This is a genomic window from Rhodanobacter sp. UC4437_H4, assembly GCF_052978425.1.
Map to the genome: position 1 here is coordinate 216,290 of NZ_CM129673.1, position 22,686 is coordinate 238,975.

Annotated in this window: 18 protein-coding genes and 6 tRNA genes; 16 read left to right on the forward strand and 8 right to left on the reverse strand. The window is 66.4% G+C overall.

Annotated elements, in window-relative coordinates; translation table 11 throughout:
- Positions 1 to 169 precede the first annotated feature (169 nt).
- The 5 genes from lon (at position 170) to ACVCL3_RS01165 (ending at position 5,502) form a co-directional block, all read left to right on the forward strand.
- Positions 170 to 2,650 (forward strand): endopeptidase La, encoded by a 2,481-nt coding sequence (gene lon, locus ACVCL3_RS01145; protein WP_447098747.1) that lies wholly within the window; start codon positions 170 to 172, stop codon positions 2,648 to 2,650.
- 333 nt (positions 2,651 to 2,983) lie between these two features.
- Complete coding sequence (locus ACVCL3_RS01150; protein ID WP_136258998.1) at positions 2,984 to 3,256, forward strand: HU family DNA-binding protein; 273 nt, start codon at positions 2,984 to 2,986, stop codon at positions 3,254 to 3,256.
- A gap of 20 nt (positions 3,257 to 3,276) precedes the next feature.
- Positions 3,277 to 3,351 (forward strand) — tRNA-Val (locus tag ACVCL3_RS01155).
- 8 nt (positions 3,352 to 3,359) lie between these two features.
- Positions 3,360 to 3,436 (forward strand) — tRNA-Asp (locus tag ACVCL3_RS01160).
- Between the two features lie 155 nt (positions 3,437 to 3,591).
- Complete coding sequence (locus ACVCL3_RS01165; RefSeq protein WP_447098748.1) at positions 3,592 to 5,502, forward strand: SurA N-terminal domain-containing protein; 1,911 nt, start codon at positions 3,592 to 3,594, stop codon at positions 5,500 to 5,502.
- A gap of 112 nt (positions 5,503 to 5,614) precedes the next feature.
- On the opposite strand, the gene ACVCL3_RS01170 is transcribed toward ACVCL3_RS01165, so the two are convergent.
- Together ACVCL3_RS01170 and gloB are read right to left on the reverse strand one after the other, a co-directional pair.
- On the reverse strand, positions 5,615 to 6,784 hold the full coding sequence (locus ACVCL3_RS01170; protein WP_447100227.1) for a transglycosylase SLT domain-containing protein: 1,170 nt from the start codon (positions 6,782 to 6,784) through the stop codon (positions 5,615 to 5,617).
- Positions 6,781 to 7,545, reverse strand: coding sequence for a hydroxyacylglutathione hydrolase (gene gloB, locus ACVCL3_RS01175; protein ID WP_447101552.1), 765 nt, complete (start codon positions 7,543 to 7,545; stop codon positions 6,781 to 6,783). Before gloB ends, ACVCL3_RS01170 begins: the two co-directional genes overlap by 4 nt.
- 238 nt (positions 7,546 to 7,783) lie before the next feature.
- On the opposite strand from gloB, the gene ACVCL3_RS01180 reads away from it, so the two are divergent.
- From ACVCL3_RS01180 to dnaQ, 3 genes are read left to right on the forward strand one after another with little or no spacing between them, the layout of a single operon-like run.
- Complete coding sequence (locus tag ACVCL3_RS01180) at positions 7,784 to 8,485, forward strand: class I SAM-dependent methyltransferase (protein ID WP_395118859.1); 702 nt, start codon at positions 7,784 to 7,786, stop codon at positions 8,483 to 8,485.
- 6 nt (positions 8,486 to 8,491) lie between these two features.
- Positions 8,492 to 8,935 carry a ribonuclease HI gene (rnhA, locus tag ACVCL3_RS01185; protein WP_395118857.1) on the forward strand — a complete coding sequence of 148 codons (444 nt, stop codon included), beginning with the start codon at positions 8,492 to 8,494 and terminating at the stop codon, positions 8,933 to 8,935.
- Entirely contained in the window at positions 8,932 to 9,636 is a 705-nt protein-coding gene (dnaQ, locus tag ACVCL3_RS01190; RefSeq protein WP_447100228.1) for a DNA polymerase III subunit epsilon, read from the forward strand. The genes rnhA and dnaQ overlap by 4 nt, the downstream gene beginning before the upstream one ends.
- Positions 9,637 to 9,654: 18 nt before the next feature.
- Here the strand turns inward: dnaQ and ACVCL3_RS01195 are convergent, their stop codons facing one another.
- Complete coding sequence (locus tag ACVCL3_RS01195) at positions 9,655 to 10,356, reverse strand: PP2C family protein-serine/threonine phosphatase (RefSeq protein WP_395118853.1); 702 nt, start codon at positions 10,354 to 10,356, stop codon at positions 9,655 to 9,657.
- Between the two features lie 108 nt (positions 10,357 to 10,464).
- Between ACVCL3_RS01195 and ACVCL3_RS01200 the strand changes: the two genes are divergently transcribed.
- Positions 10,465 to 10,554 (forward strand) — tRNA-Ser (locus ACVCL3_RS01200).
- Positions 10,555 to 10,810: 256 nt separating this feature from the next.
- On the opposite strand, the gene ppsA is transcribed toward ACVCL3_RS01200, so the two are convergent.
- Entirely contained in the window at positions 10,811 to 13,183 is a 2,373-nt protein-coding gene (gene ppsA, locus ACVCL3_RS01205) for a phosphoenolpyruvate synthase (RefSeq protein ID WP_447100229.1), read from the reverse strand.
- A 224-nt stretch (positions 13,184 to 13,407) separates the two neighbouring features.
- Here ppsA and ppsR point away from each other — a divergent pair, with 224 nt between their 5' ends.
- On the forward strand, positions 13,408 to 14,223 hold the full coding sequence (ppsR, locus tag ACVCL3_RS01210) for a posphoenolpyruvate synthetase regulatory kinase/phosphorylase PpsR (RefSeq protein ID WP_395118849.1): 816 nt from the start codon (positions 13,408 to 13,410) through the stop codon (positions 14,221 to 14,223).
- A gap of 84 nt (positions 14,224 to 14,307) precedes the next feature.
- Positions 14,308 to 14,736: a DUF1249 domain-containing protein gene (locus tag ACVCL3_RS01215; protein ID WP_395121398.1), complete on the forward strand. Its 429-nt coding sequence runs from the start codon at positions 14,308 to 14,310 to the stop codon at positions 14,734 to 14,736.
- Between the two features lie 111 nt (positions 14,737 to 14,847).
- Here ACVCL3_RS01215 and ACVCL3_RS01220 read toward each other — a convergent pair.
- From ACVCL3_RS01220 to ACVCL3_RS01230, 3 genes are all read right to left on the reverse strand, one after another.
- A tRNA-Asp gene (locus ACVCL3_RS01220) sits at positions 14,848 to 14,924 on the reverse strand.
- A 36-nt stretch (positions 14,925 to 14,960) separates the two neighbouring features.
- Positions 14,961 to 15,036, reverse strand: a tRNA-Glu gene (locus ACVCL3_RS01225).
- A 69-nt stretch (positions 15,037 to 15,105) separates the two neighbouring features.
- Positions 15,106 to 15,181 (reverse strand) — tRNA-Ala (locus ACVCL3_RS01230).
- Positions 15,182 to 15,351: 170 nt separating this feature from the next.
- On the opposite strand from ACVCL3_RS01230, the gene ACVCL3_RS01235 reads away from it, so the two are divergent.
- The 5 genes from ACVCL3_RS01235 to ACVCL3_RS01255 all read left to right on the forward strand — a co-directional run bounded on the left by ACVCL3_RS01235 (position 15,352) and on the right by ACVCL3_RS01255 (position 20,376).
- Positions 15,352 to 17,118 carry a cation:proton antiporter gene (locus ACVCL3_RS01235; protein WP_447100230.1) on the forward strand — a complete coding sequence of 589 codons (1,767 nt, stop codon included), beginning with the start codon at positions 15,352 to 15,354 and terminating at the stop codon, positions 17,116 to 17,118.
- Between the two features lie 195 nt (positions 17,119 to 17,313).
- On the forward strand, positions 17,314 to 18,072 hold the full coding sequence (locus tag ACVCL3_RS01240) for an FKBP-type peptidyl-prolyl cis-trans isomerase (RefSeq protein ID WP_395118845.1): 759 nt from the start codon (positions 17,314 to 17,316) through the stop codon (positions 18,070 to 18,072).
- A 131-nt stretch (positions 18,073 to 18,203) separates the two neighbouring features.
- Entirely contained in the window at positions 18,204 to 19,544 is a 1,341-nt protein-coding gene (locus ACVCL3_RS01245) for a UDP-glucose dehydrogenase family protein (protein ID WP_447101553.1), read from the forward strand.
- Positions 19,544 to 19,768: a SlyX family protein gene (locus tag ACVCL3_RS01250; RefSeq protein ID WP_395118843.1), complete on the forward strand. Its 225-nt coding sequence runs from the start codon at positions 19,544 to 19,546 to the stop codon at positions 19,766 to 19,768. The genes ACVCL3_RS01245 and ACVCL3_RS01250 overlap by 1 nt, the downstream gene beginning before the upstream one ends.
- A gap of 38 nt (positions 19,769 to 19,806) precedes the next feature.
- Complete coding sequence (locus ACVCL3_RS01255; protein ID WP_395118841.1) at positions 19,807 to 20,376, forward strand: DUF2058 domain-containing protein; 570 nt, start codon at positions 19,807 to 19,809, stop codon at positions 20,374 to 20,376.
- Positions 20,377 to 20,442: 66 nt separating this feature from the next.
- Here ACVCL3_RS01255 and ACVCL3_RS01260 read toward each other — a convergent pair whose 3' ends face one another.
- Positions 20,443 to 22,500, reverse strand: a complete 2,058-nt coding sequence (locus tag ACVCL3_RS01260) for a 3-hydroxyacyl-CoA dehydrogenase NAD-binding domain-containing protein (protein WP_447100231.1) — start codon at positions 22,498 to 22,500, stop codon at positions 20,443 to 20,445.
- Positions 22,501 to 22,686 lie beyond the last annotated feature (186 nt).

Below are 22,686 nucleotides of genomic sequence, written 5' to 3' on the forward strand. Positions count from 1 at the left end.
TCGACTCCGCTGTGCCCGTTGCGCGGCCCCGGTGGTTTCACCGGGGCCGCGTCGTTTTGCGGCCATCGCAAGCCTTGCGCTGGCACGGGATCGCCTCCACTTGACGTGCTGAAGGGCCCGGTGCAGTGTCGGGACGAAACCCCATTTGAATTCGAGGAATCGCTTTTCCATGGCCAAGCAAGCCCCCGCCCCTGTCGCGCTGGACACCCTGCCGGTACTGCCCCTGCGCGACGTGGTGGTCTATCCGCACATGGTGATCCCGCTGTTCGTCGGCCGCGACAAGTCGATGCGGGCGCTGGAGCGCGCGATGGAAGGCGAACGGCAGATCCTGCTGGTGGCGCAGACCAGCCCGGACATCGACGACCCCGAGGTGGCCGACCTGCATCAGGTCGGCACGCTGGCCGGCGTGCTGCAGCTGCTGAAACTTCCGGACGGCACGGTCAAGGTGCTGGTGGAAGGGCAGTCGCGCGTCGCGATCGAGGATTTCAAGGAAGTCGACGGCATGCTGACTGCGCGTTCGCGCGTCATCGAGCCGGCGTACAACGCGAAGGAACGCGAGCTCGACGTCGTTTCTCGCACGCTGATCTCGCTGTTCGAGCAACTGGTCAAGCAGAGCCGCAAGCTGCCGCCGGAAGTGCTGGCCAGCCTGTCCGGCATCGACGACCCCTCGCGCGTGGCCGATTCCATCGCCGCGCATCTTTCCGTGCGCATGGCCGACAAGCAGAAGGTGCTGGAGACGGCCGACGTGGGCAAGCGGCTGGAACTGCTGATCGGGCTGGTCGATGGCGAGATGGACCTGCAACAGGTCGAAAAGCGCATCCGCGGTCGGGTCAAGTCGCAGATGGAAAAGAGTCAGCGCGAGTACTACCTCAACGAACAGATGAAGGCGATCCAGAAGGAGCTGGGCGACGGCGAGGACGGTCCCAACGAGGTCGAGGAACTGCAGAAGAAGATCGAAGCTGCCGGCATGCCCAAGCCGGTGCTGGCCAAGGCACGGCAGGAATTCGGCAAGCTGCGCCAGATGTCGCCGATGTCGGCCGAGGCCACCGTCGTGCGCAACTACCTGGACTGGCTGGTCGGCGTGCCGTGGAAGAAGCGCAGCAAGGTGCGCAAGGACCTGCAGATGGCGCAGGAAGTGCTCGACGCTGATCATTTCGGCCTGGAGAAGGTGAAGGAGCGCATCCTCGAATATCTCGCCGTGCAGCAGCGCGTGTCGGTGATGAAGGGGCCGATCCTGTGCCTGGTCGGCCCGCCCGGCGTGGGCAAGACCTCGCTGGGCCAGTCGATTGCCAAGGCGACCAACCGCAAGTTCGTTCGCATGAGCCTGGGTGGCGTGCGCGACGAGGCCGAGATTCGCGGCCACCGACGCACCTACATCGGCTCCATGCCCGGGCGCATCGTGCAGAACATCAACAAGGCCGGCGCACGGAATCCGCTGTTCGTGCTGGACGAGATCGACAAGATGTCGATGGACTTCCGCGGCGATCCCTCGTCGGCGTTGCTGGAGGTGCTCGATCCGGAGCAGAACCACGCATTCAACGACCACTATCTGGAGGTCGACCTGGATCTGTCCGAGGTGATGTGGATTGCCACCGCCAATTCGCTGAACATCCCCGGCCCGCTGCTCGACCGCATGGAGGTCATCCGCATCCCGGGTTACACCGAAGACGAGAAGCTCGGCATCGCGCGCAAGTATCTGTTGCCGAAACAGCTCAAGGCGAACGGCCTCAAGCCGGAGGAACTCGACGTCGCCGAAGAGGCGTTGCGCGACATCGTGCGCTACTACACGCGCGAATCCGGCGTGCGCAATCTGGAGCGCGAGATTTCCAAGATCTGCCGCAAGGTGGTCAAGGAGTTGACTCTCGGTCAGGTGAAGAAGGCCAAGGCCAAGACCGGGACGCCGCGGGCGAAAGCGGCTGCAGGCAAGTCGAAGGTCGCGGCAGGCCGCGTCAAGGTGGACGCGGCGAACCTGGGCGACTACCTCGGTGTGCGTCGTTTCGACTTCGGCCGCAAGGAGCAGCAGAACGAAGTGGGCCTGGTCACTGGCTTGGCGTGGACCCAGGTCGGCGGCGAGTTGCTCAGCATCGAGGGCTCGGTGGTGCCGGGCAAGGGTCGTCTTGTGCACACCGGCCAGTTGGGCGACGTGATGAAGGAGTCGATCCAGGCTGCACTTTCGGTGGTGCGCGCGCGCGCCGACCGGCTTGGCATCGATCCGGAGTTCCACCAGAAGCTCGACGTGCACATCCACGTTCCCGAGGGTGCCACCCCCAAGGACGGTCCCAGCGCCGGCATCGCCATGTGCACCGCGCTGGTGTCGGTGCTGACCAAGGTGCCGGTGCGTTCGGAAGTGGCCATGACCGGCGAGATCACCCTGCGTGGTCGCGTGCTGCCCATCGGCGGTCTCAAGGAAAAGCTGCTGGCGGCGCATCGCGGCGGCATCACCACGGTAATCATTCCCGAGGACAACAAGAAGGATCTGGTGGACATGCCGGCGAACATCACCGAATCGCTGGAGATCCACCCGGTGCGCTGGATCGATGAGGTGCTCGACATCGCACTGGAGCATCCGGTGCAGCCCAAGCCGGCGAGCGAAACGCCGCCGGCAGCCGTCGCCGGGGAGTCGGCGGAAGGACACTCACTGACGCATTGATCGCGCGATCGCGGGCGTGCGGGCCGGAGGCACCCGCGCGATAGGCTCGTGATGCAGCCGTGTCGACGTTGATCGGCGAAGTTCCGGGCTGTGTCGGGAGCCGGCTTGCGCATGCGCTTTTTGACCATGCCGAAGCGGCGGAAACGTTGCTGTGCCTTGTGTTGCGGATAGCGGCGGGGCACTGGTATAAAGGCGATGCCGCAGCCCCCGCGCTTGCTGACGACGAGGCGATGCGGAGTTGCGCCACGGCTCTGGCACCAGCCAACCATCCATGCCCGCGTCATCCGTCCCGCGACGGATCGCGCGGGCGAAATCCGAACGAGGGAGTTTTCAATGAACAAAACCGATCTGATCAATGCCATTGCCGAGAAGGCCGAGCTGACCAAGGCAGACGCTGGTCGTGCGCTGGAGGCCTACCTGGAAGCCATCCAGAAGTCGTTGAAGAAGGGTGAGGATGTCTCGGTGGTGGGCTTTGGCACGTTCACCGTGCGCAAGCGTGCCGCGCGCACCGGGCGCAACCCGCGGACCAACGAAACGATCAAGATCAAGGCGTCGAAAGTGCCCGCGTTCAAGGCTGGCAAGACCCTGAAGGATGCCCTAAACTAAGCGGCTTGCGCTTGGTTTCGGGGTGCTTAGCTCAGCGGTAGAGCGTCGCCCTTACAAGGCGGTGGTCGTAGGTTCGATCCCTACAGCACCCACCAGATTGTGCGGAGTGGTAGTTCAGTTGGTTAGAATGCTGGCCTGTCACGCCGGAGGTCGCGGGTTCGAGTCCCGTCCACTCCGCCACGTTTAGCAAGGGCGCCCGTGGGGCGCCTTTGTCGTTTGAGACCTGCGTGTTCCGGCGATGCCATGGCGCCCCGGCATGCAGCGATGAGGCATCCGGTGCCTCGTGTGGATCATGCGCTTCGCGCGCTTCCAAATCACGTTGCGGGAAGATTTCTATGCTGCAGGCAATGCGTAACAAGATGCACGGATGGCCGTCCATCATCGTTCTCGGCCTCGCCGTGCTGGCGATGTCGCTGTTTGGCATGGAGAGCTATTTCACCTCGCAGAACGACACATTCGTGGCCAAGGTGGGCAAGCAGGAAATCAGCCAGAACGCATTCCAGAACCGCATGAACCAGTTGCGGCAGCAAGTCAGCGAGCAGCAGGGTGAGCAGTTCGACCCGACCGTGTTCGAGAAGACGGAAACCAAGCTGCGTGTGCTGGACGCGATGATCGACGAGCAGCTCTTGCTGCAGGCCAATGCCGACTGGGGCATGCGCGTCTCCGATCAGGCGCTGCGCGACGCCATCGCGGGTATCCCGGCGTTCCAGGTCAACGGCAAGTTCGACCCGACCAGCTACCGGGCTTACCTCACCAGCAGCGGCAAGACTTCGGCCATGTTCGAGGACGAGATCCGCTCCTCGCTGGCCACGCAACTGCTGCCGCAGGCAATCAGCGACAGCGCCATCATCAGCCACGAGCGCGTCGACAACTATCTCGGCCTGGCCACTCAGCGGCGCGACCTGCGTTACTTCGTGCTGCAGAAGCCGGAGCCCGCCGAGAAAGAGGTGACCGACGCGCAAATCGAATCCTGGTACAAGGCGCACCAGGCCGATTACATGAATCCCGAGCGGGTTTCGGTGAAGTACGTCGAGGTGGACAGCGCCAAGCTCAAGCCGAAAGCGGCCCCCAGCGACGAGGAACTCAAGGCGCGCTACGAAGAGGAAAAGCAGCGCTTCGTGCAGCCCGAGCAGCGGCTGGTTTCGCACATCCTCGTCAACGTGCCCCCCAACGCCACGCCCGAACAGCAGAAGGCTGCGCTGGCCACCGCGGACAAGATCGCGGCCGAAGCCACGCCGGCGAATTTTGCCCAGCTGGCCGAAAAGGATTCACAGGATCTGGGTTCGCGGCGCCAGGGCGGCGACCTCGGCTGGCTCGAGAAGGGCGTGACCAACGCCGCCTTCGATTCGGCGATGTTTGCGCTGCAGAAGGGGCAGATCTCCAAGCCGGTGCTGTCCTCCGACGGCTACCACATCATCTGGCTGCGCGACGTGCGCAGTGGCGAGTCCAAGCCGTTTGCCGAAGTGCGCGACCAGTTGCTGCAGGAGGCGACCACCGCCGAGCGCGATCGCGAGTACAACGAACTGGCCGGCAAGATGGCGGACCAGACCTACTCGAACCCGGGCTCGCTCGAGCCCGCGGCCGCCGCGCTTGATCTGCCGATCCAGACCCTGCCGCTGTTCTCGCGCACCGACGGCAAGGGCCTGGCGGCCAACCCAAAGGTGGTCGCCGCCGCATTCAGCGACGACGTGCTGGTCCAGGGCAACAATTCGAGTCTGATCGATCTGGGCAACAACCACTCCATCGTGATCCACGTCGACAAGCACGTGCCGGCTGCGGTCAAGCCGTTGGCCGAGGTTCGCGCCAAGGTGCAGCAGAGCATCCTGGAGGAGCGCATCACGGCGGCGGCCCGCAAGCAGGCCGATGACGTGCTGGCGCGCCTGCGCAAGGGCGAGGACATGGAAGCGGTGGCCAAGTCGCTCGGCGCCAGGATCGTCAGCGTGGCCGAAGCCGTGCGCGGCCAGTCGCTGCAGGTGCCGGCGCCGGTGCTGAAGGAGGCCTACCTGTTGCCACATCCGTCGGCGCCCGACAAGCCCAGCTTCGCCGAAGTGAACATGGGTGATGGTGGCTTCGCGCTGGTGGCCGTGGACAAGGTGCAGCCCGGCGATCTCTCCAGGATCACGCCGGAAGAGCGCGACATGCTGCATCGCCAGATGGCCCAGGCTTATGCCGGCGAGGCGACGCGCGAGCTGCTCCAGACGCTGCGCGCCAAGACCAAGATCAAGATCAACAAGAACCTGCTGTAGCCGGGTTCGCTCGGCTGGCGCCGGTGCGCATGGCTCGTGCCGTGCGCACCGGCGAAGGCTGACCCCGAGAGCACGATGTCGCCACGGAGCAGGTCAGTGGCGGCGCAAGCCTTCAGTCGACGTCGCCCAGCTTCAGCACCTGTCCCGGCTGGATCGCCTGGCCCTGGGCCAGGTCGTTCAGTTGCTGCAGATGCGCGACGCTGGTCGAATACTCGCGCGCAATCTGCCACAGGCTTTCACCGGGGCTGACCACGTGCGTGTCAGGACCGCGGGACGATTCGTCGTCTGCTGCGGTGGTGGTGGAGGCCGCGGCGGCATCGAGCATGGCGAGCTCGAACCGACCGGCGTGACCGGCCGGCAGCATGAGGTGCGAAACCGTTCGCCCATCCAGCTTGTTGCCGCGGAATGCCGCATTGAGATGACGCAGGGCCGATTCCGGCATGCCGGCCATTTCGGCGGCGCGCGCCACCGTGACGGGATGCGTCACCGGTGCCTGCACCAGGTGCTCGGACTCCGGGAGGCTGGGCAGGCTGACCTGGAAGCGCGACGGCTCGCGTATCACGCATGCGATCGCCAGCAACTGGGTCAGGTGCTCGCGAGTGACGCGGCGTACCGGCAGGTCGGGGATCGCCGGCTTGTCCGCCGGCATGCCGTGGCGGCTGATCAACCCGCGTATCTTGAACTCGCCGGCGTTGTACGCATAGTCGGCCACGCGCCAGTCGTGGAAGCGGTCGTGGTATTGCCGCAGCAACTTCATCACGGCGTTCGCTGCGGCCGGTATGTCCAGCCGGCCGTCGTAATGGCGATCCACGCGCAGGCCCATCGAGCGGGCGGTCACCGGCATGATCTGCCACATGCCGGCAGCATGGTGCCTGCGTCCCTGCACCGGGCGGTAACGGCTCTCCACCCACGGCAGCAGTGCGAACTCGCCGGGCACGTCGTATTGCTCGGCGACCTGCTGGACATAGGCCAGGCGCGGCATCGCCTCGCGCAAGGTGTCCTCGAACCGCGCCGGGCTGCGCGTGTAGCGCCCGGCCCACGCCAGCACCGCGGGGTCGGCATTGCAATCCGGCATGACAAAACTGCTGCGCAGTCGATCCCACAGGTCGGCCGCCGGTACAGGTGCCGCAGTCGCGACACTGGCGGCAACCGCCGGTGGCGTGCTGGCGGGGGCGACGACGGCGACAGGTGCGCGTGCCGGTTGCGAAGGCATGTTGCTGCAGGCGGCCAGCGCTGTCGACAGCGCCAGCGGCAGCAGCAGGTGTCGGGGCGTCCGGTTCATGCGCGAAAGACGTCCTTGGCCGCCCTCAGTGCGGCGAAGCGGGACACGCGGTTGCCGTCGACGCCGCGTGCAGCGCACCAGTCGATCACGGCGTCGGCGTCGACCCGGAGGAATGGATTGGTTGCCAGCTCCGTGGCCAGCGTGACAGGCAGGCTGGCCTGGCCGTCGGCACGCAATTGCGCCACTTCGCGCCGCCGTTCCCGCAGCGCGGAGTTGCCCGGCTCAACCGTGTCGGCGAAGAGGCCGTTGCCATGGGTGTACTCGTGCCCGGCGCAAACCTGGGTCGAACCGGGCAGCGCCGCCAGACGGTCCAGCGAGGCGAGCATCTGGGTCGGCGTGCCCTCGAACAGGCGCCCGCAGCCGAGACTGAACAAGGTGTCGCCACACAGCAGCAGGCCGGCGCCGACGTAGCCGACGTGGGTGAGGGTGTGTCCCGGAATCGACAGCACCTCGAAAACCAGGTCGGGCGCAGAGAACTCCACGGTGTCGCCATCGCCGACGGCGTGCGTCAGGCCTTCGATGCGCGAATCACGCGGTCCGTATACCGGCACGTCATGGCGTTGCCGCAGTGCAGCCGCCCCGCCGATGTGGTCGTTGTGATGATGCGTCAGCAACACGCCACGCAGGCGCCACCGGTGCTGCGCCAAGGCCTGCTCGACGACCGCCGCATCGCCCGGATCGACGACCACGGCCTGGCCTTCATCGTCATGAAGCAGCCAGATGTAGTTGTCGGTGAGGGCCGGTAGAGGGAGAAGGTGCAAGGCGGTTCCGGATGGTCGGGCGACACCGACGGCGCGTCGATGCCGATGCGTCACCGGCAGACGCGGCCGCCCGGCCGCATGGGAGCGCCCGACTATAAAGGGGCATCGGCAGCTTCTCGTTAGCATGGTGTTAAGAGGTGGGTCGGTCATTCAGATCCGTGCGCCAGGTCAGGCGACTGCGATCGGTTGCCGCTGCAGCTAAACTGGAGGTTCGCGCCAGCCCCCGGACCCCCGCTGCATGCACCCACAGGACGACATCTACGCCAGTGCACCGCTGCGCCGGTTGCGCGATGCCCAGGCGCGGGTGTTGGCGCCGGAGTTGCAGCGTTGTTTCGGCACGCACGCGTTGTTGCTCGGCGTCGCCGCGGACGAGGCGCCGCCGGCGCTGCCGATGCTGGGGAGTTGGGTTCGTCTTTATCTCGACGGCGGTCGCTATGGCGGCGATCTGCGTGCCGCCGTGGATCAGCCGCTGCCGTTCGTGGCCGACGCGTTCGATCTGGTCCTGCTGCGTCACGCCCTGGAGGTATCGCCGGTGTCATCGGCGCTGCTGGAAGACGTGCTGCGCGTGCTGGCGCCGGGCGGGGTGCTGGCGTTGACCGGTGTGCATCCGGTCAGCGGGTGGTCGCCGTGGTTGCGCTGGCATGCGCGGGGCCGGACGCTCAAGCTGCAGCTTCCGCTGCAGCTGGAACGCGTGCTGCGCCATGCAGGCATGGAGATCGAACTGGCCCGCCGCGTGGGACGCGGTTGGCCGGGCCTGCCGGCGACTTCGACGACAATGGACAGCGTGCTGGGTGGCGGCTATGTGTTGCTCGCGCGCAAGCAGCGGCGACTGGCCACACCGCTGCGCATCAAGCCCGTGAAACTGCCGGTGCCGGCAGCGGGCAGGCTGTCGCCGGGGACACGGCCCAACCCGGCCCTGCAGGCAACAAGGGATACCTGAACACCCATGAGTGAAGTGGAAGCATTTACCGACGGCGCCTGCCTCGGCAATCCCGGACCGGGCGGCTGGGCCGCCTTGCTGCGGGCCCCTGGCGGCGAGCGGATGCTGGCCGGCCGGGAGCCCGCCACCACCAACAACCGCATGGAGCTGATGGCGGCGATCGGCGCGCTGGAGGCGCTCAAGCGCCCCTGCGTGGTCACGCTCACTACCGATTCGCGCTATGTCATGCAGGGCATCGAGCAGTGGTTGCCGAAGTGGCGCGCCAACGGCTGGCGCACGGCCGACCGCAAGCCGGTCAAGAACCAGGATCTGTGGCAGCGCCTGTCCGATGCGGTGGGTACGCACCAGGTTCGCTGGCAGTGGGTGCGCGGCCACAACGGCCACGCGGAAAACGAGCGTGTCGACCGCGCCGCGCGCGAGCAGGCCGAGTCGATCAGGAGCGGAGCATGAGGCAGATCGTCCTGGATACCGAAACGACCGGCCTGGAAGTACGCCAGGGCCATCGCCTGGTGGAAATCGCCTGCGTCGAGATGGTCGAACGCAGGCTCACCGGTCGCTACTACCAGACGTATCTGAACCCCGATCGTGCGATCGACGAAGGCGCCCGCCAGGTCACCGGCATCGAGGACGAGTTCCTGCTCGACAAGCCGCGCTTTGCCGATGTCGCCGACGAGTTCCTCGCCTTCATCGCCGGCGCCGAACTGATCATCCACAACGCGGCGTTCGATGTGGGCTTTCTCGACGCCGAACTGGCGCGCCTCGGTGCCGCCAGCGGCTGCATCGCCGATCGGTGCAGCGTGCTGGATACGCTGGCGATGGCGCGCGAGCGCTATCCCGGCCAGCGCAACAGCCTGGATGCCTTGTGCAAGCGGCTGGGCGTGGACAACTCGCGTCGCGACCTGCACGGTGGCCTGATCGACGCGCAGCTGCTGGCCGATGTCTATCTGGCCATGACCTCGGGTCAGGTCGGGCTGGATCTGGAGTTCGATGCAGCGACCCCGCAACACGCGGTGGTACTGCCGCCGGCAACCCTGCGGGTGCGTCCACGTGTACTGTGCGCGTCGGCAAGCGAGTTGCTGGAGCATGAGCGACGGCTCGATGCGCTGGACAAGAGCGCGGGCGGACAGAGCGTGTGGCGCCGGTTGGGTTGAGCCGCGCGGCGCGATGTTTCAGCTGCAGCGCACGAGGACGACGGTGATGTTGTCGTCGCCACCGCCGTCGAGCGCGTCCAACAGCAATTGGTCGGCGCATTCCTGCGCGGCGAGGTCGTTGCGCGCGACAGTACGGGCGATCGCTGCATCGTCGACGCACTCGGTCAAGCCGTCGCTGCACAGCAGGAAGCTCATGCCGGGTTCCAGCGTGCCGCGGGCCATGCCGATGCGCAGTTGCTCGGTGGCGGTGACGCCGAGTGCCTGGGTGAGCAGGTTGCGCTGCGGGTGCTGCGCCGCCTGGGCCGGGTCGAGCTGGCCGGCTTCCACCAGTGCCTGGACCAGCGAATGGTCGTGGCTGACGCGGCGCAGGGTGTGTTGCCACAGGTAGATGCGGCTGTCTCCGACCCAGGCCACTTCATACGCGTCGCCGACGATCCGCAGTGCTGCGATCGTGGTGCCCATCGGCAACAGGTCGAAGCTGGGCCGGGCGTGCGCCAGCAATCGCTCGCCCGCACCATTGACGGCCTCGATCAGGCCCGACCCGGCGCCGACCAGCTCGACCATCGCATCGCGCACCAGTGCCGACGCTACCTCGCCATGCTGGTGGCCGCCCATGCCGTCGGCGACCAGGAACAGGCCGAGCGAGACATCGGCGTGGTAGGTGTCCTCGTTGCGCGTGCGGCGCAGGCCGACATGGGTTCCGTGTCCGAGCTCGATCATGGGGCTAGTGTCAGGGCAAGCTGTGCAGCATGCCGCAAGCCACGGTTGTTGTCACGGTTCCCTTGCTCGCGTATGATTCGCGGCTCGCATGCGCCCATGCACCCGACCGGAGAGGTGGCAGAGTGGTCGAATGTACCTGACTCGAAATCAGGCGTACGTGCAAGCGTACCGTGGGTTCGAATCCCACCCTCTCCGCCAGATACGCAAAACGCCCCGAAAGGGGCGTTTTGCGTATTGCACGATCCGTCCGGTTCGACGGATTCGTCCGGAACGAATATGGACAGCCGCAGGCTGGCCCTGGAGCGCGTGGCGCGGAAGGGTCTGGCCCGGATGGGACGAATAATCCCCTTGCCGAAAGGGCGTTTTGCAAGTCACGCACGTGAAAAAAGGGGCCGGTCGAGACCGGCCCCCTTGCAAACAACGCGGCGTGTTTGCCGCACCGGACGCGCTGGCCTCAGCCAGCCTTCTTCTTTGCCAACCGCAACCAGGTATCGACCACGGTGTCCGGGTTCAGCGAGACCGATTCGATGCCTTGTTCCATCAGCCACTCCGCGAGGTCGGGGTGGTCGCTGGGGCCCTGGCCGCAGATGCCGATGTACTTGCCCTTGGCGCGGGCGGTCTTGATCGCCATGGCCAGCAGCTTCTTCACCGCCGGGTCGCGCTCGTCGAACAGGCCGGCGACGATGCTGGAGTCGCGGTCCAGGCCCAGGGTGAGCTGGGTGAGGTCGTTCGAGCCGATCGAGAAGCCGTCGAAGATGTCCAGGAACTCGTCGGCGAGCAGGGCGTTCGACGGGACCTCGCACATCATGATGACCTTGAGCTCGTGCTCGCCCTGCTTGAGGCCGTTCTTCGCCAGCACCTCGATCACCTTGCGGCCTTCGCCGAGCGTGCGCACGAACGGGATCATCACCCACACGTTGGAGAGACCCATCACCTCGCGCACGCGCTTCACTGCCTTGCATTCCAGCGCGAACGCCTCGGCGAAGCTGGGGTCGACGTAGCGGCTGGCGCCGCGGAAACCGATCATCGGGTTCTCTTCGTGCGGCTCGTAGCGCGAGCCGCCGAGCAGGCCGGCGTACTCGTTCGACTTGAAGTCGGACAGGCGCACGATCACCGGCTTCGGGTAGACCGAGGCGGCGATGGTGGCGATGCCTTCGGCGAGGCGATCGACGTAGAACTCGACCGGGCCGGCATAGCCGGCGATGCGCTCGTCTATCTTTGCCTTGGTTTCGGCGTCCTGCTTGGCGTATTCCAGCAGCGCCTTGGGATGCACGCCGATGTGGCTGGCGATGATCATCTCCAGCCGGGCCAGGCCGATGCCGGCGTTCGGCAGCTGGCCGAAGTCGAAGGCACGCTCCGGGTTGGCCACGTTCATCATGATCTTCAACGGCGCCTCGGGCATGTCGCCGAGATCCGCGGTGATCCGCTCGAACTTCAGGATGCCTTCGTAGATCGTGCCGGTGTCGCCTTCGGCGCAGGACACGGTGACGTCAGCGCCATCCGGAATCAGCTCCAGCGCATTGCCGGTGCCGACCACCGCCGGCACGCCCAGCTCGCGCGCGATGATCGCCGCGTGGCAGGTGCGACCACCGCGGTTGGTGACGATGGCCGAGGCGCGCTTCATCACCGGCTCCCAGTCGGGGTCGGTCATGTCGGCGATCAGCACGTCGCCGACCTGCACCTTGTTCATGTCGCTCAGGGAGCGGATCACGCGGGCCTTGCCGGCGCCGATCTTCTGGCCGATCGAGCGGCCTTCGGCCAGCACCTTGCCTTTCTCGCTGAGGCTGAAGCGCTCCAGCTGGGTCGCATGCGAGCGCGACTTCACCGTCTCCGGGCGGGCCTGCACGATGTACAGCTTGCCGGTGTGGCCGTCTTTCGCCCACTCGATGTCCATCGGGCGGTCGTAATGTTTCTCGATGATCAGCGCCTGGCGGGCGAGTTCCTGCACGTCGTCGTCGCTGATGCAGAACTTGTGGCGCAGTTCGGCCGGAGTGTCCTCGGTCCTCACGCGCTCGCCCGGCGCGCTGGAATAGACCATGCGCAACTGCTTGGCGCCCAGGTTGCGACGAAGCACGGCCGGCTTGCCTGCGCGCAGGGTCGGCTTGAACACGTAGAACTCGTCGGGATTCACCGCGCCCTGCACGACCATCTCGCCCAGACCATAGGAGCCGGTGACGAACACCACGTCGCGGAAGCCCGACTCGGTGTCCAGCGTGAACAGCACGCCGGAGGCGCCCACGTCCGAACGCACCATCAGCTGCACGCCGGCGGAGAGGAACACGTCCTCGTGCTTGTAGCCCTGATGCACGCGGTAGGCGATGGCCCGGTCGTTGTACAGCGAGGCGAAGACCTCCTTCACCTTGTGCAGCACGTCGTCGATGCCGACCACGTTGAGGAAGGTTTCCTGCTGGCCGGCGAACGAGGCGTCGGGCAGGTCCTCGGCGGTAGCAGAGGAACGAACCGCAACCGCGATGTCGTCGGCACCGGCGTCCCTGCACAGCTTGATGTAGGCCGCGCGGATCGCCTGCTCGAGTTCGGCGGGCAGGGCGGTGTCGACGATCCAGCCGCGGATTTCCTTGCCGGCCGCGACCAGGGCATCGACGTTGTCGACGTCGAGCGTGGCCAGTCGATCCTGGATGCGCCGGGCCAGCCCGCTCTTTTCCAGATACTGCTGGAACGCACTGGCGGTGGTGGCAAAGCCGCCGGGCACCGAGACACCCAGTTTGGCGAGGTTGCCGATCATTTCGCCCAGCGAAGCATTCTTGCCGCCGACCTTGCCAAGGTCAGTCATGCGCAGTTGATCGAGCCAAAGCACCAGGTCGTTCAAGGGTGTCTCCTCGGGATGGCGGAACGGGGGGCAGGGAACCAGCGGTCGCGGGCGCGCTGCGGGAAACTGGTATTGTCCGCCGCGGATGGTGCGAAGCACAAGAAGACCAGTGCCACGCGATGTCATTCCAACCCGATACCAGTCAACGCGCGTTCAACACGGGACAGCGTTTTGCCCTTGCGCTAAGGTGCGAGCCTGCGCACTCGGCCCGGCGGAAGCTTCACATGCAGCGAACCGTGTTTTTCATTTCCGATTCCACTGGTATTACCGCCGAGACGATCGGCAACAGCATCCTGGCGCAGTTCGAGGGTGTCCGGTTCGACAAGCACCGGTTGCCGTTCACCGACAACCCGCACAAGGCCGAGTTGGCTGCACTGCGGATCAAGACCAACTACGCACAGACCGGGCAGCGTCCGGTGGTGGTCAACACCATGGCCGACCGCAACCTGTGCGACATCGTGGCTTCGAGCGGTGCGCTGATGCTGGACGTGTTCGCGCCGTTCATCGGTCCGCTGGAGGAAGAGCTGCAGACGCGCCGGTCCGGTGCGGTGAATCGCTCGCACGGCATGGTCGATTTCGACAAGTACGAGGCGCGCATCAACGCCACCAACTACGCGTTGTCGCATGACGACGGGATCGACGTGAATTACGCCGATGCCGACCTGATCCTCGTCGGCGTGTCGCGTTCGGGCAAGACGCCCACCTGCCTGTACATGGCCTTGCATTACGGCGTCAGCGCCGCCAACTATCCGTTGACCGACGAGGACCTGGAGAAACTGGAGTTGCCCGCGCGGCTGCGGCCCTACAAGGACCGCCTCTACGGGCTGACCATCGACGCGGTACGCCTGGCGCAGATTCGCGAGCAGCGCCGCTCCGGCAGCCGTTACGCCACGATCGCGCAATGCCGCTGGGAGCTGGAACAGGCCGAACGGCTGATGCGCCAGGCCGGGATACCCAGCCTCAACACCACTCACGTGTCGATCGAGGAGATCGCCAGCAAGATCTTCGACCGCTTCGGCATCGAGCGGACCATGTTCTGATTTTCATCCGGAGTTTGTGCGTTGCCCACGAGTGCCGTACTGGACCATCGAAACAGCCTGCTGCCGGGACGGTTCGAGACCCTGATGGGTCTGTATGCGGAGAACTATCACCGCCTCGCGCGGCTGTTCGCGCCGCACGAGCTTCCCGCCGGCCGCTACGTGTCGAGCGTGGACGACGGCCTGGACGTGCACCTGCAGGTGCAGGAGCACCACCCGTACACCGTCGAGCTGGAGCTCACCTACGGATTCGTCGATGCGCACACCGGCCAGCGCGCGCCCTCGGCGCAGTTGCGCATGTACACCGATGCGCATGTCGCCGAGGCGCTGCACTGCCACCCGGGCCGGCACCTGTGGCAGGTGCTGGGCCCGTTTTCCCCGGTGCACTCGGTGTTCCAGTACCGCCTGCGCATGAACCGATTCCTGGCCCGATGGCTGGAATACCTCGCCGAGCAGGGGCATTCCACCGGCACCCTGGAGCCGCAGCCGGAGTCGCACGAAGGCGGTGGGGAATAGCGGTTCTATTCAAAGCCATCCATGGCTGCGTCCTGATCTTTGCGCCCATGGATGGATGCACAAATCACCACAACAAAAAACCCGCGCCAGGCGGGTTTTCGTTTTGAATGGTGGCGGAGTGGACGGGACTCGAACCCGCGACCTCCGGCGTGACAGGCCAGCATTCTAACCAACTGAACTACCACTCCGCAGTTGCAACAGCTTCCAGCTTGCGCGGCCCAACTTGGCGTCCCCACGGGGATTCGAACCCCGGTCGCCACCGTGAAAGGGTGATGTCCTAGGCCTCTAGACGATGGGGACGTTGATTTTTCGAAAAGTCCGCACATGGATGCGCGGGTTCTCGCAAAGGACTTGCACTGAATCAAAACCTGGTGGAGCCAGGCGGGATCGAACCGCCGACCTCCTGCATGCCATGCAGGCGCTCTCCCAGCTGAGCTATGGCCCCGCCGCTGGAAGCCGAGAAGAATAGGGTGGGGTTGCTTGCCCGTCAAGCTTTTTTTCGACGCCGTTGCGCGTGCGCATCATCACATCGCGCCACGGCTGCGGCGATGCGGACGCGATCTTCGCCGACGCTCCTTTATGCTGCAGCGACGAGGGCAACGGCGAAGGAAGGCGATGCACGAAATCGGGTTCATCCGTGATCTTGCCGTGGTGATGCTGGTGGCCGGCGCCACCACGATCCTGTTTCAGCGCCTGCGTCAGCCGGTGCTGCTGGGCTACATCCTGGCTGGCGTGCTGATCGGTCCGCACACGCCCGGCGTGCTGGTCGGCGACGCGCGCGCCATCGACGACATCTCCAACCTGGGCGTGGTGCTGCTGATGTTCACGCTGGGCCTGGAATTCAGCGTGCGCAAGCTGCGCGACGTGGGTGTCGGCATGTTGCTGGTGGCGGTGGGCGAGGTCGGCCTGATGCTGTGGATCGGCTACGGCATCGGCAGCCTGTTCGGCTGGAAGGGCATGGATGCGCTGTTTCTCGGCGCGATCATTTCGCTGTCCTCGACCATGGTGGCGACGCGCACCCTGTCCGAGCTGGGCCAGCGTCAGCAGCCGTTCGCCCAACTGGTGGTGGGCCTGCTGGTGGCCGAAGACATGCTCGCCATCATCATGCTGACCCTGCTCACCGCGGTGGCCATCGGCGGCTCGGTGCAGGCGGAGGCGGCGTTCACCCTGATCGGACACCTGGGCCTGTTCGTGGTGGTCGGCATGATCCTGGGCCTGCTGCTGCTGCCGCGGCTGGTGGACTACGTGGCCGGCTTCGGTCGCGACGAAACCCTGCTGGTCAGCGTGCTGGGGATCTGTTTCGGCGCCAGCCTGGTCGCGGTGTGGATGGGCTTCAGCGTGGCGTTGGGTGCCTTCCTGGCCGGGGCGGTGGTGGCCGAGTCGCGCAGCGCCGGCCGGGTGGTCCAGCTGGTCGAGCCTTTGCGCGACATGTTCGCCGCGCTGTTCTTCGTGGCGATCGGCCTGAAGATCGACCCGGCGATGCTGTGGCAGTACGCGGTGCCGGCGCTGTTGATCGCGGGGGTGGTCGTCGTCGGCAAGACGCTGGCCTGCAGCCTCGGCGTGCTGGTGGTCGGGCACGAACCGCGCACCGCGCTGCGGGCGGGCCTCGGCATGGCGCAGATCGGCGAGTTCTCGTTCGTGATCGCCACGCTCGGCCTTTCACTGGGCGTGATCAGCGACTTCATCTATCCGGTGGCCGTCGCGGTCTCGGTGGTGTGCATGGCGTTGTCGCCGTACCTGTCGCGCTCCGGCGACCGCGTGGCCAGCGGGTTGCGGCGGGTCACGCCACGTTCCGTGCAATTGCTGGCCACCAGCTACAGCGGCTGGCTGGAACATCTCAAGCCGGTGAACGAGAACGCCACGCTGGCGGCGATCCTGCGGCGCCTGCTGTGGCACATCGCGGTGAACATTCTGCTGGTGGTGACCCTGTTCATGGTCGGAGCCTATGTCAATGCGCATGGCTGGACCTGGTTCTCCACGGTGGGCATCGGGCGCGAGATGCGGCACACGGTGATCTGGGCCTGCGCGTTGTTCCTGTCGCTGCCGATGCTGATCGCGGTGTATCGCAAGGCCGGCGCGCTGGGCATGTTGCTGGCCGAGATCGGCATACGCGAGAGCTTTGCGCGCTCCTACACCCACGCCATCCGCAGTGTGCTGGCGCGGGTGATTCCGCTGGCCACGCTGCTGCTGCTGGGCATCCTGCTGAGCGCGCTGGGTTCGGCGATCCTGCCACCGCGCGGCATCGCCATCTTCCTGCTGGTGGTGGGGGCGGTGCTGTCGGTGGTGCTGTGGCGGGGCCTGGTGCACATGCATGCGCGGTTGCAGGCGGCGTTGAAGGAAACCCTTGACAAGCCGGAGCCGCCGGCGGACGGGGCCGATTGACAACGACGTCCCACGCGGGGGGCGGGTGCGAGGCGGCGGCCGGCATCCGTGCAACGCTGAACCTTTATGCCGTCTGACGGTCACAAGGCGCGATCGTTGCCAAGAACAGGCCGGCACCGCACAATGCGTGGCCTGCCTCCAACGCGGGGTCCGGCCGGCGATGCCGGCATTTCCATTTTCATGAGGGAGTTACAAATGAAGCACTTTCTGCGTCCCACGCTGACGGCAGTGGCAATGGCCGTTGCGCTGGGCATGACGGCGGGCGCATTTGCCCAGGCCGCCAAGACTGGCGCCGCCGCCCCCGTCGACAAGGCCAAGGCCAGCTACGTATTCGGTTATTACAAGATGGGCGAGAGCGTGCCGCCGATCCTGCGCGACGAGATGGACCCCGCCGCCGTGGCGCGTGGTGTGCAGGCCGCGCTGTCGGGCCAGAAGTCGACCGTCAGCGAGGCCGAGGCCAAGCAGGTCTACGAGGCCTTCATGACCAAGGTGCAGGCCAAGTTCGAGGCCGAGCGCGCCCAGGAGGCAGCCAAGAACAAGGCGGAAGGCGACGCCTTCTTCGCCAAGAACAAGACCGCCCCTGGCGTGAAGACCACGGCTTCCGGCCTGCAGTACAAGGTGATCACCGCCGGTACCGGCGCCCGCCCGGGCCCGAACGACACCGTGGAGATCAACTACACCGGCTCGTTCCTGGACGGCCAGGTGTTCGACGCCTCCGCCAAGCATGGTCCGAAGCCGGCCTCGATCCCGGTCGCCAACGTGATCCCGGGCTTCCGCGAAGGCCTGCAGCTGATGCAGGTGGGTGGACACTACAAGTTGTTCATTCCCGCCTCGCTGGCCTATGGTGCCGAGCCGCAGCCGCCGATGCCGCCCAATGCCACGCTGATCTTCGACGTGACCCTGGTCAAGACGGGCCCGACGCCGGCAGCTCCCAGCGGTTCCGACGGGCAGTAACCGACGGTTCGCCGGCAGGTTCGCCGAAGGGGCGCGAAGCAATTCGCGCCCCTTCTTTTTGCGCGGTGTGTCGCTGTCGGACGGCGCGGTTAGAATAGGCGGTTCACTTTCCAGGAAAACCCTCAACGATGATGAAGGTAACGATCTTTGGTACCGGCTACGTCGGACTGGTTACCGGTGCCTGTCTGGCGGAGATGGGCAATCACGTGGTCTGCGTCGATATCGACGCAGGCAAGGTCGAGCGGCTGAAGCGCGGCGAGATCCCGATCTACGAGCCGGGCCTGGAATCGATCGTGCAGAGCAACCACGCCAGTGGCCGGCTCGATTTCACCACCGAGGCGGCGCCGGCGATTGCCCACGGCGAGCTGATCTTCATCGCCGTCGGCACGCCTCCGGACGAGGACGGCAGCGCCGACCTGCAGTACGTGCAGAAGGTGGCCAGCACGATCGGCCATCACCTGCAGCGTTACGCCGTGGTGGTGAACAAGTCGACCGTGCCGGTGGGTACCGCCGATCGCGTGCGCGAAGCCGTCGCGGCCGAGCTGGCGGCGCGCCAGGCCACGGTGGAATTCGACGTGGTCTCGAACCCGGAGTTCCTGAAGGAGGGCGCTGCGGTGGAAGACTGCCTGCGCCCCGACCGCATCGTCGTGGGTTCTTCCAGCACGCGCGCGGTTGCCCTGCTGCGCAAGCTGTACGCGCCGTTCAACCGGAATCACGACCGCATGGTGGTGATGGACGAGCGCTCGGCTGAGCTGACCAAGTACGCCGCCAACGCGATGCTGGCGACCAAGATCAGTTTCATGAACGAGATCGCGAACATCGCCGAGCGGGTGGGCGCCGACGTGGAACTGGTGCGCCAGGGCATCGGCTCGGACCCGCGCATCGGCTACAGCTTCATCTACCCGGGCGCCGGTTACGGCGGCTCGTGCTTTCCCAAGGACGTGCAGGCGCTGGAGCGCACCGCGCACGCGCATGGCTACGAGGCGCGCCTGCTCGGTGCGGTCGAGGCGGTCAACCGGCAGCAGAAGGGCAAGTTGTTCGAGCTGATCTCGCGGCATTTCGACGGCCAGCTGGGCGGTCGCACGATCGCTCTGTGGGGCTTGGCGTTCAAACCGAATACCGACGACATGCGCGAGGCTTCCAGCCGACGCCTGATGGAACAACTGTGGGGCGCCGGCGCGAAGGTGCGCGCGTTCGACCCGGAAGCGCGCGAGGAAGCCCGGCGGCTGTACGGCGAACGTGCCGATCTGGTGCTTTGCGAGCACGCCGCGGCTGCCCTGCAGGGCGCCGACGTGCTGGCGGTGGTCACCGAGTGGAAGGCCTTCCGCAGCCCCGATTTTGCGGCGATCCGTGCCGCGCTGGCGGTCCCGGCGATCTTCGACGGCCGCAACCTGTACGACCCGGCCGTGGTGGAGGAGGCGGGTCTGGCCTATTACGGCATCGGCCGTGGCCGCAGCCTGCAGTTGTCGTGATGAACAGTTCGAACGACGTGCTCGCCCGCCGGCTCGACGAGATGGAGATCAAGCTGACCTTCATCGACGAGGCGGTGCAGGCGCTGACCACGGCGGACGCCGACCAGTCGCAGCGGATCGCTGCGCTGGAACGCGCCCTGCGCGACCTGCGCGGCGAGGTGGCGTCGATGCGCATCGCGCAGGGCGACGATCCGCACGATGAACCGCCGCCGCCGCATTACTGACCCGGACCCCTCCCACCTGCCGATCACGGAATGCCCGCATGGCCGATTCCCTGCGCGATCAGCTGCTCAAGAGCGGCATCGTCAAACAAGTGCAGCAGGACCGCGCGCACGAACCGAAGCGCCCGACGCCTGCGTCGCCCGGCAAGCCCGCACGCAAGGGCGGCAAGCCGCATGCGGCGCGGCCGTCGGGACAGAGCCAGCAGGACATCGACCTGGCCAAGGCATACGCGCTGCGTGCCCGGACTGAAGCCCGCGAGCGCCAGCGGATCGAGCGCGAGGCGGCCGAGCAAGCCCGGCTGCGGCGTGAGCGCAAGCTGCGCATCCAGCAACTGCTGGATGGCCAGGCGTTGAACAAGGCCGATGCCGACCAGGTGCGCAACTTCGAATACGCCGGCAAGATCCGCCGCATCCATGTCGACGCAACCCAGCTGGCGGCACTCAACGCCGGCGAACTGGGCGTGGTGCAGCATGCCGGTCGCTACCTGCTGGTCAGCCGCGACACGGCCGAGCAACTGCGCGAACTGGACGCCAACCACGTCGCCTTGCTGGTGGCGCCGGGCACCGCCGGCACGGATGACGACGGCGTACCCGACGATCTCATGTGGTGAGGTCGAAGTAGGGCGGGCACCGCCGCCTCACGAAGCAAGCGCGGCGGGCACCGCCCGCCGCGCGATTCAGCGGTCCGGCGCTTGCGTCAACGCCGGATGGTCCCAGCCATGCTTGGGCTTGAAGCGGTCGCCATGGCGGCGGGCCAGCTGCTCCAGCTTCGCCTTCAGCGTGTCGGCGCCTTCGCTGCGCACGTACTGGATCGGGCCGCCACGGAAGGGTGCGAATCCGGTGCCGAAGATCACACCTGCATCCAGCAGATCGGCGTCGTCGACCACGCCGTCGGCCAGGCAGGCCACCGCCTCGTTGACCATCGACAGGATCATTCGATCCTGCAGGTCCGGCGGTGTCACGTAGTCGTTGTCCACTTCGGGCTTCTGCGGCTTGCCGTCCTGCCACACGTACAGTCCCTGGCCGTCCTTCTTGCCGCGCTTGCCGGCGGCGAGCCGTTCGTCCATGCCGGGCGGCAGCTCCAGGCCGAGGAAAGGCGCCAACTCCTTGCCCACCGAGGCGCAGACGTCCAGACCGATCGTGTCGGCCAGTTCGATCGGCCCCATCGGCATGCCGAACTTCTTCGCCTCGCGATCGAGCACCGCGCCGGGCACGCCCTCGCTGTACAGCCGCATGGCTTCGAGCAGGTACGGGACCAGGATGCGGTTGACCAGGAAGCCCGGCGTGCCCTTGACCGCGACCGGCAGCTTGCCGATCGCCTTGCAGAACGCCAGCGCGCGTTTCTCGATGGCCGGGTCGAGCCGGTCGTGGCGCACGACCTCCACCAGCGGCATCTGCGCCACCGGGTTGAAGAAATGCAGGCCGAGGAAGTCTGCCGGACGAGCGAGCTTGCCGCGCAGTTCGTCCAGCGGAATGCTGGAGGTGTTGCTGGCCAGGATTGCCCCGTCCTTGAGCTGCGGCTCGATGGTGGCGTACAGCGCCTCTTTCGCCTCGGCATTCTCGTAGATCGCCTCGATCGCCAGATCCGCCTGGGCGACGCCCTTGCCGTCGACGTCGGCGCGCAGCCGCTGCACTGCCGCGTCGATCTTCTCCGGGGTCTTGAGCTTTTTCTCGTACAGCGCGCGTGCGCGATCCAGCGCCGGCTGGATGTACTTCATCTCGCGGTCCTGCAGGGTCACGTCCATGCCTTTCAGTGCCACCCAGGCGGCGATGTCGCCGCCCATCACGCCGGCACCCACGACGTGCACGCGGTTGATGGCCGCATCGACGCCGCCGCCCTGGCCCTTCAGCCGCTCCTGCAGGAAGAAGATGCGGATCAGGTTCTGCGCGGTGGGTGTCTGCGCCAGCCGCGCCACCGAGTCGGCTTCGATCTTCAAGCGCTGGCCGATGTCGCTGCCGCCGCGCTTCCACACGTCGATCAGGGCGAACGGCGCCGGATAGTGCTCGCGACGGACCTTGGCCGCCGTCTGCCTGACCATGATCGGCGCCAGGATCTGTCGCCCCAGCCAGCTGTTGCTGGCCCACGCCTTGGCCCGACGCGCGAACGGTCGCGACGGCGCGCGTCGCAGCAGAAGGCGCGCCTCGGCCAGCAGCTCCTGCGGGCGTGCGAGGTGATCGACCACGCCCAGCGCGAGTGCGCGCCGCGCCGAGAGCGGCTTGCCGGTGAGCATCACCGGCATCGCCTCGGCCGCGCCGATCAGGCGTGGCAGGCGGGCCGTGCCGCCCCAGCCGGGGTGGATGCCGAGCATCACCTCGGGCAGGGCGATGCGGGTACTGTCCTCGTCGGCCGCCACGCGCAGACGGCACGCCAGGATCAATTCGGTGCCGCCGCCCATGCAGGGACCGTGCACCGCGGCCACGGTGGGGCAGGCGAGCCGGGCCAGTGCTTCGTACACGCGCTGGCCGTGCTCGATGTTCTCGCGCACGGTGTCCTGGCGCGCGTATTCCACGAACTCGCGGATGTCCGCGCCCACCGCAAAGCCCGCGGACTTGCCCGAATGGATGATGACGCCGGCGGGCATGTCGATCGCCAGCCGCTCGACGATCTGATCCAGCTCGTCCAGCACGGCACGATTGATCGCATTGACGCTGCTGCCGGCGCGGTCGAGCGTCAGCGTCACCAGGCCATCGTCCTCGTGGGTCCGCCAGTGGTTGAATCGCAATCCTTCGAACATGGGGGTCGGCACATGGTGGAGGAGGCCTGAACCATACCGTTCCGTGGTCGCGATTGCGAGATGTGACGCGTGCGCTTGACCCGCTGGTGACAGCGGTGTGAAATCGGACCGTTGCGGACGGTATCCGCCGAAACCAGTCGCACGCGCGGGTGCTCCCGAGCGATTCCCGCAGGTGCGATTGGCTAA

Bases quoted from the DNA above. Each gene is read 5' to 3' on its own strand.
- ACVCL3_RS01180 (WP_395118859.1), top strand. From the start codon at position 7,784: ATGCACCCACAGGACGACATCTACGCCAGTGCACCGCTGCGCCGGTTG.
- ACVCL3_RS01250 (WP_395118843.1), top strand. From the start codon at position 19,544: ATGAACAGTTCGAACGACGTGCTCGCCCGCCGGCTCGACGAGATGGAG.
- ACVCL3_RS01260 (WP_447100231.1), bottom strand. From the start codon at position 22,500: ATGTTCGAAGGATTGCGATTCAACCACTGGCGGACCCACGAGGACGAT.
- ACVCL3_RS01240 (WP_395118845.1), top strand. From the start codon at position 17,314: ATGAAGCACTTTCTGCGTCCCACGCTGACGGCAGTGGCAATGGCCGTT.
- ACVCL3_RS01255 (WP_395118841.1), top strand. From the start codon at position 19,807: ATGGCCGATTCCCTGCGCGATCAGCTGCTCAAGAGCGGCATCGTCAAA.
- ACVCL3_RS01245 (WP_447101553.1), top strand. From the start codon at position 18,204: ATGAAGGTAACGATCTTTGGTACCGGCTACGTCGGACTGGTTACCGGT.
- ACVCL3_RS01150 (WP_136258998.1), top strand. From the start codon at position 2,984: ATGAACAAAACCGATCTGATCAATGCCATTGCCGAGAAGGCCGAGCTG.
- ACVCL3_RS01165 (WP_447098748.1), top strand. From the start codon at position 3,592: ATGCTGCAGGCAATGCGTAACAAGATGCACGGATGGCCGTCCATCATC.
- ACVCL3_RS01195 (WP_395118853.1), bottom strand. From the start codon at position 10,356: ATGATCGAGCTCGGACACGGAACCCATGTCGGCCTGCGCCGCACGCGC.
- lon (WP_447098747.1), top strand. From the start codon at position 170: ATGGCCAAGCAAGCCCCCGCCCCTGTCGCGCTGGACACCCTGCCGGTA.
- dnaQ (WP_447100228.1), top strand. From the start codon at position 8,932: ATGAGGCAGATCGTCCTGGATACCGAAACGACCGGCCTGGAAGTACGC.
- ACVCL3_RS01215 (WP_395121398.1), top strand. From the start codon at position 14,308: ATGGGTCTGTATGCGGAGAACTATCACCGCCTCGCGCGGCTGTTCGCG.
- ppsR (WP_395118849.1), top strand. From the start codon at position 13,408: ATGCAGCGAACCGTGTTTTTCATTTCCGATTCCACTGGTATTACCGCC.
- rnhA (WP_395118857.1), top strand. From the start codon at position 8,492: ATGAGTGAAGTGGAAGCATTTACCGACGGCGCCTGCCTCGGCAATCCC.
- ACVCL3_RS01170 (WP_447100227.1), bottom strand. From the start codon at position 6,784: ATGAACCGGACGCCCCGACACCTGCTGCTGCCGCTGGCGCTGTCGACA.
- ACVCL3_RS01235 (WP_447100230.1), top strand. From the start codon at position 15,352: ATGCACGAAATCGGGTTCATCCGTGATCTTGCCGTGGTGATGCTGGTG.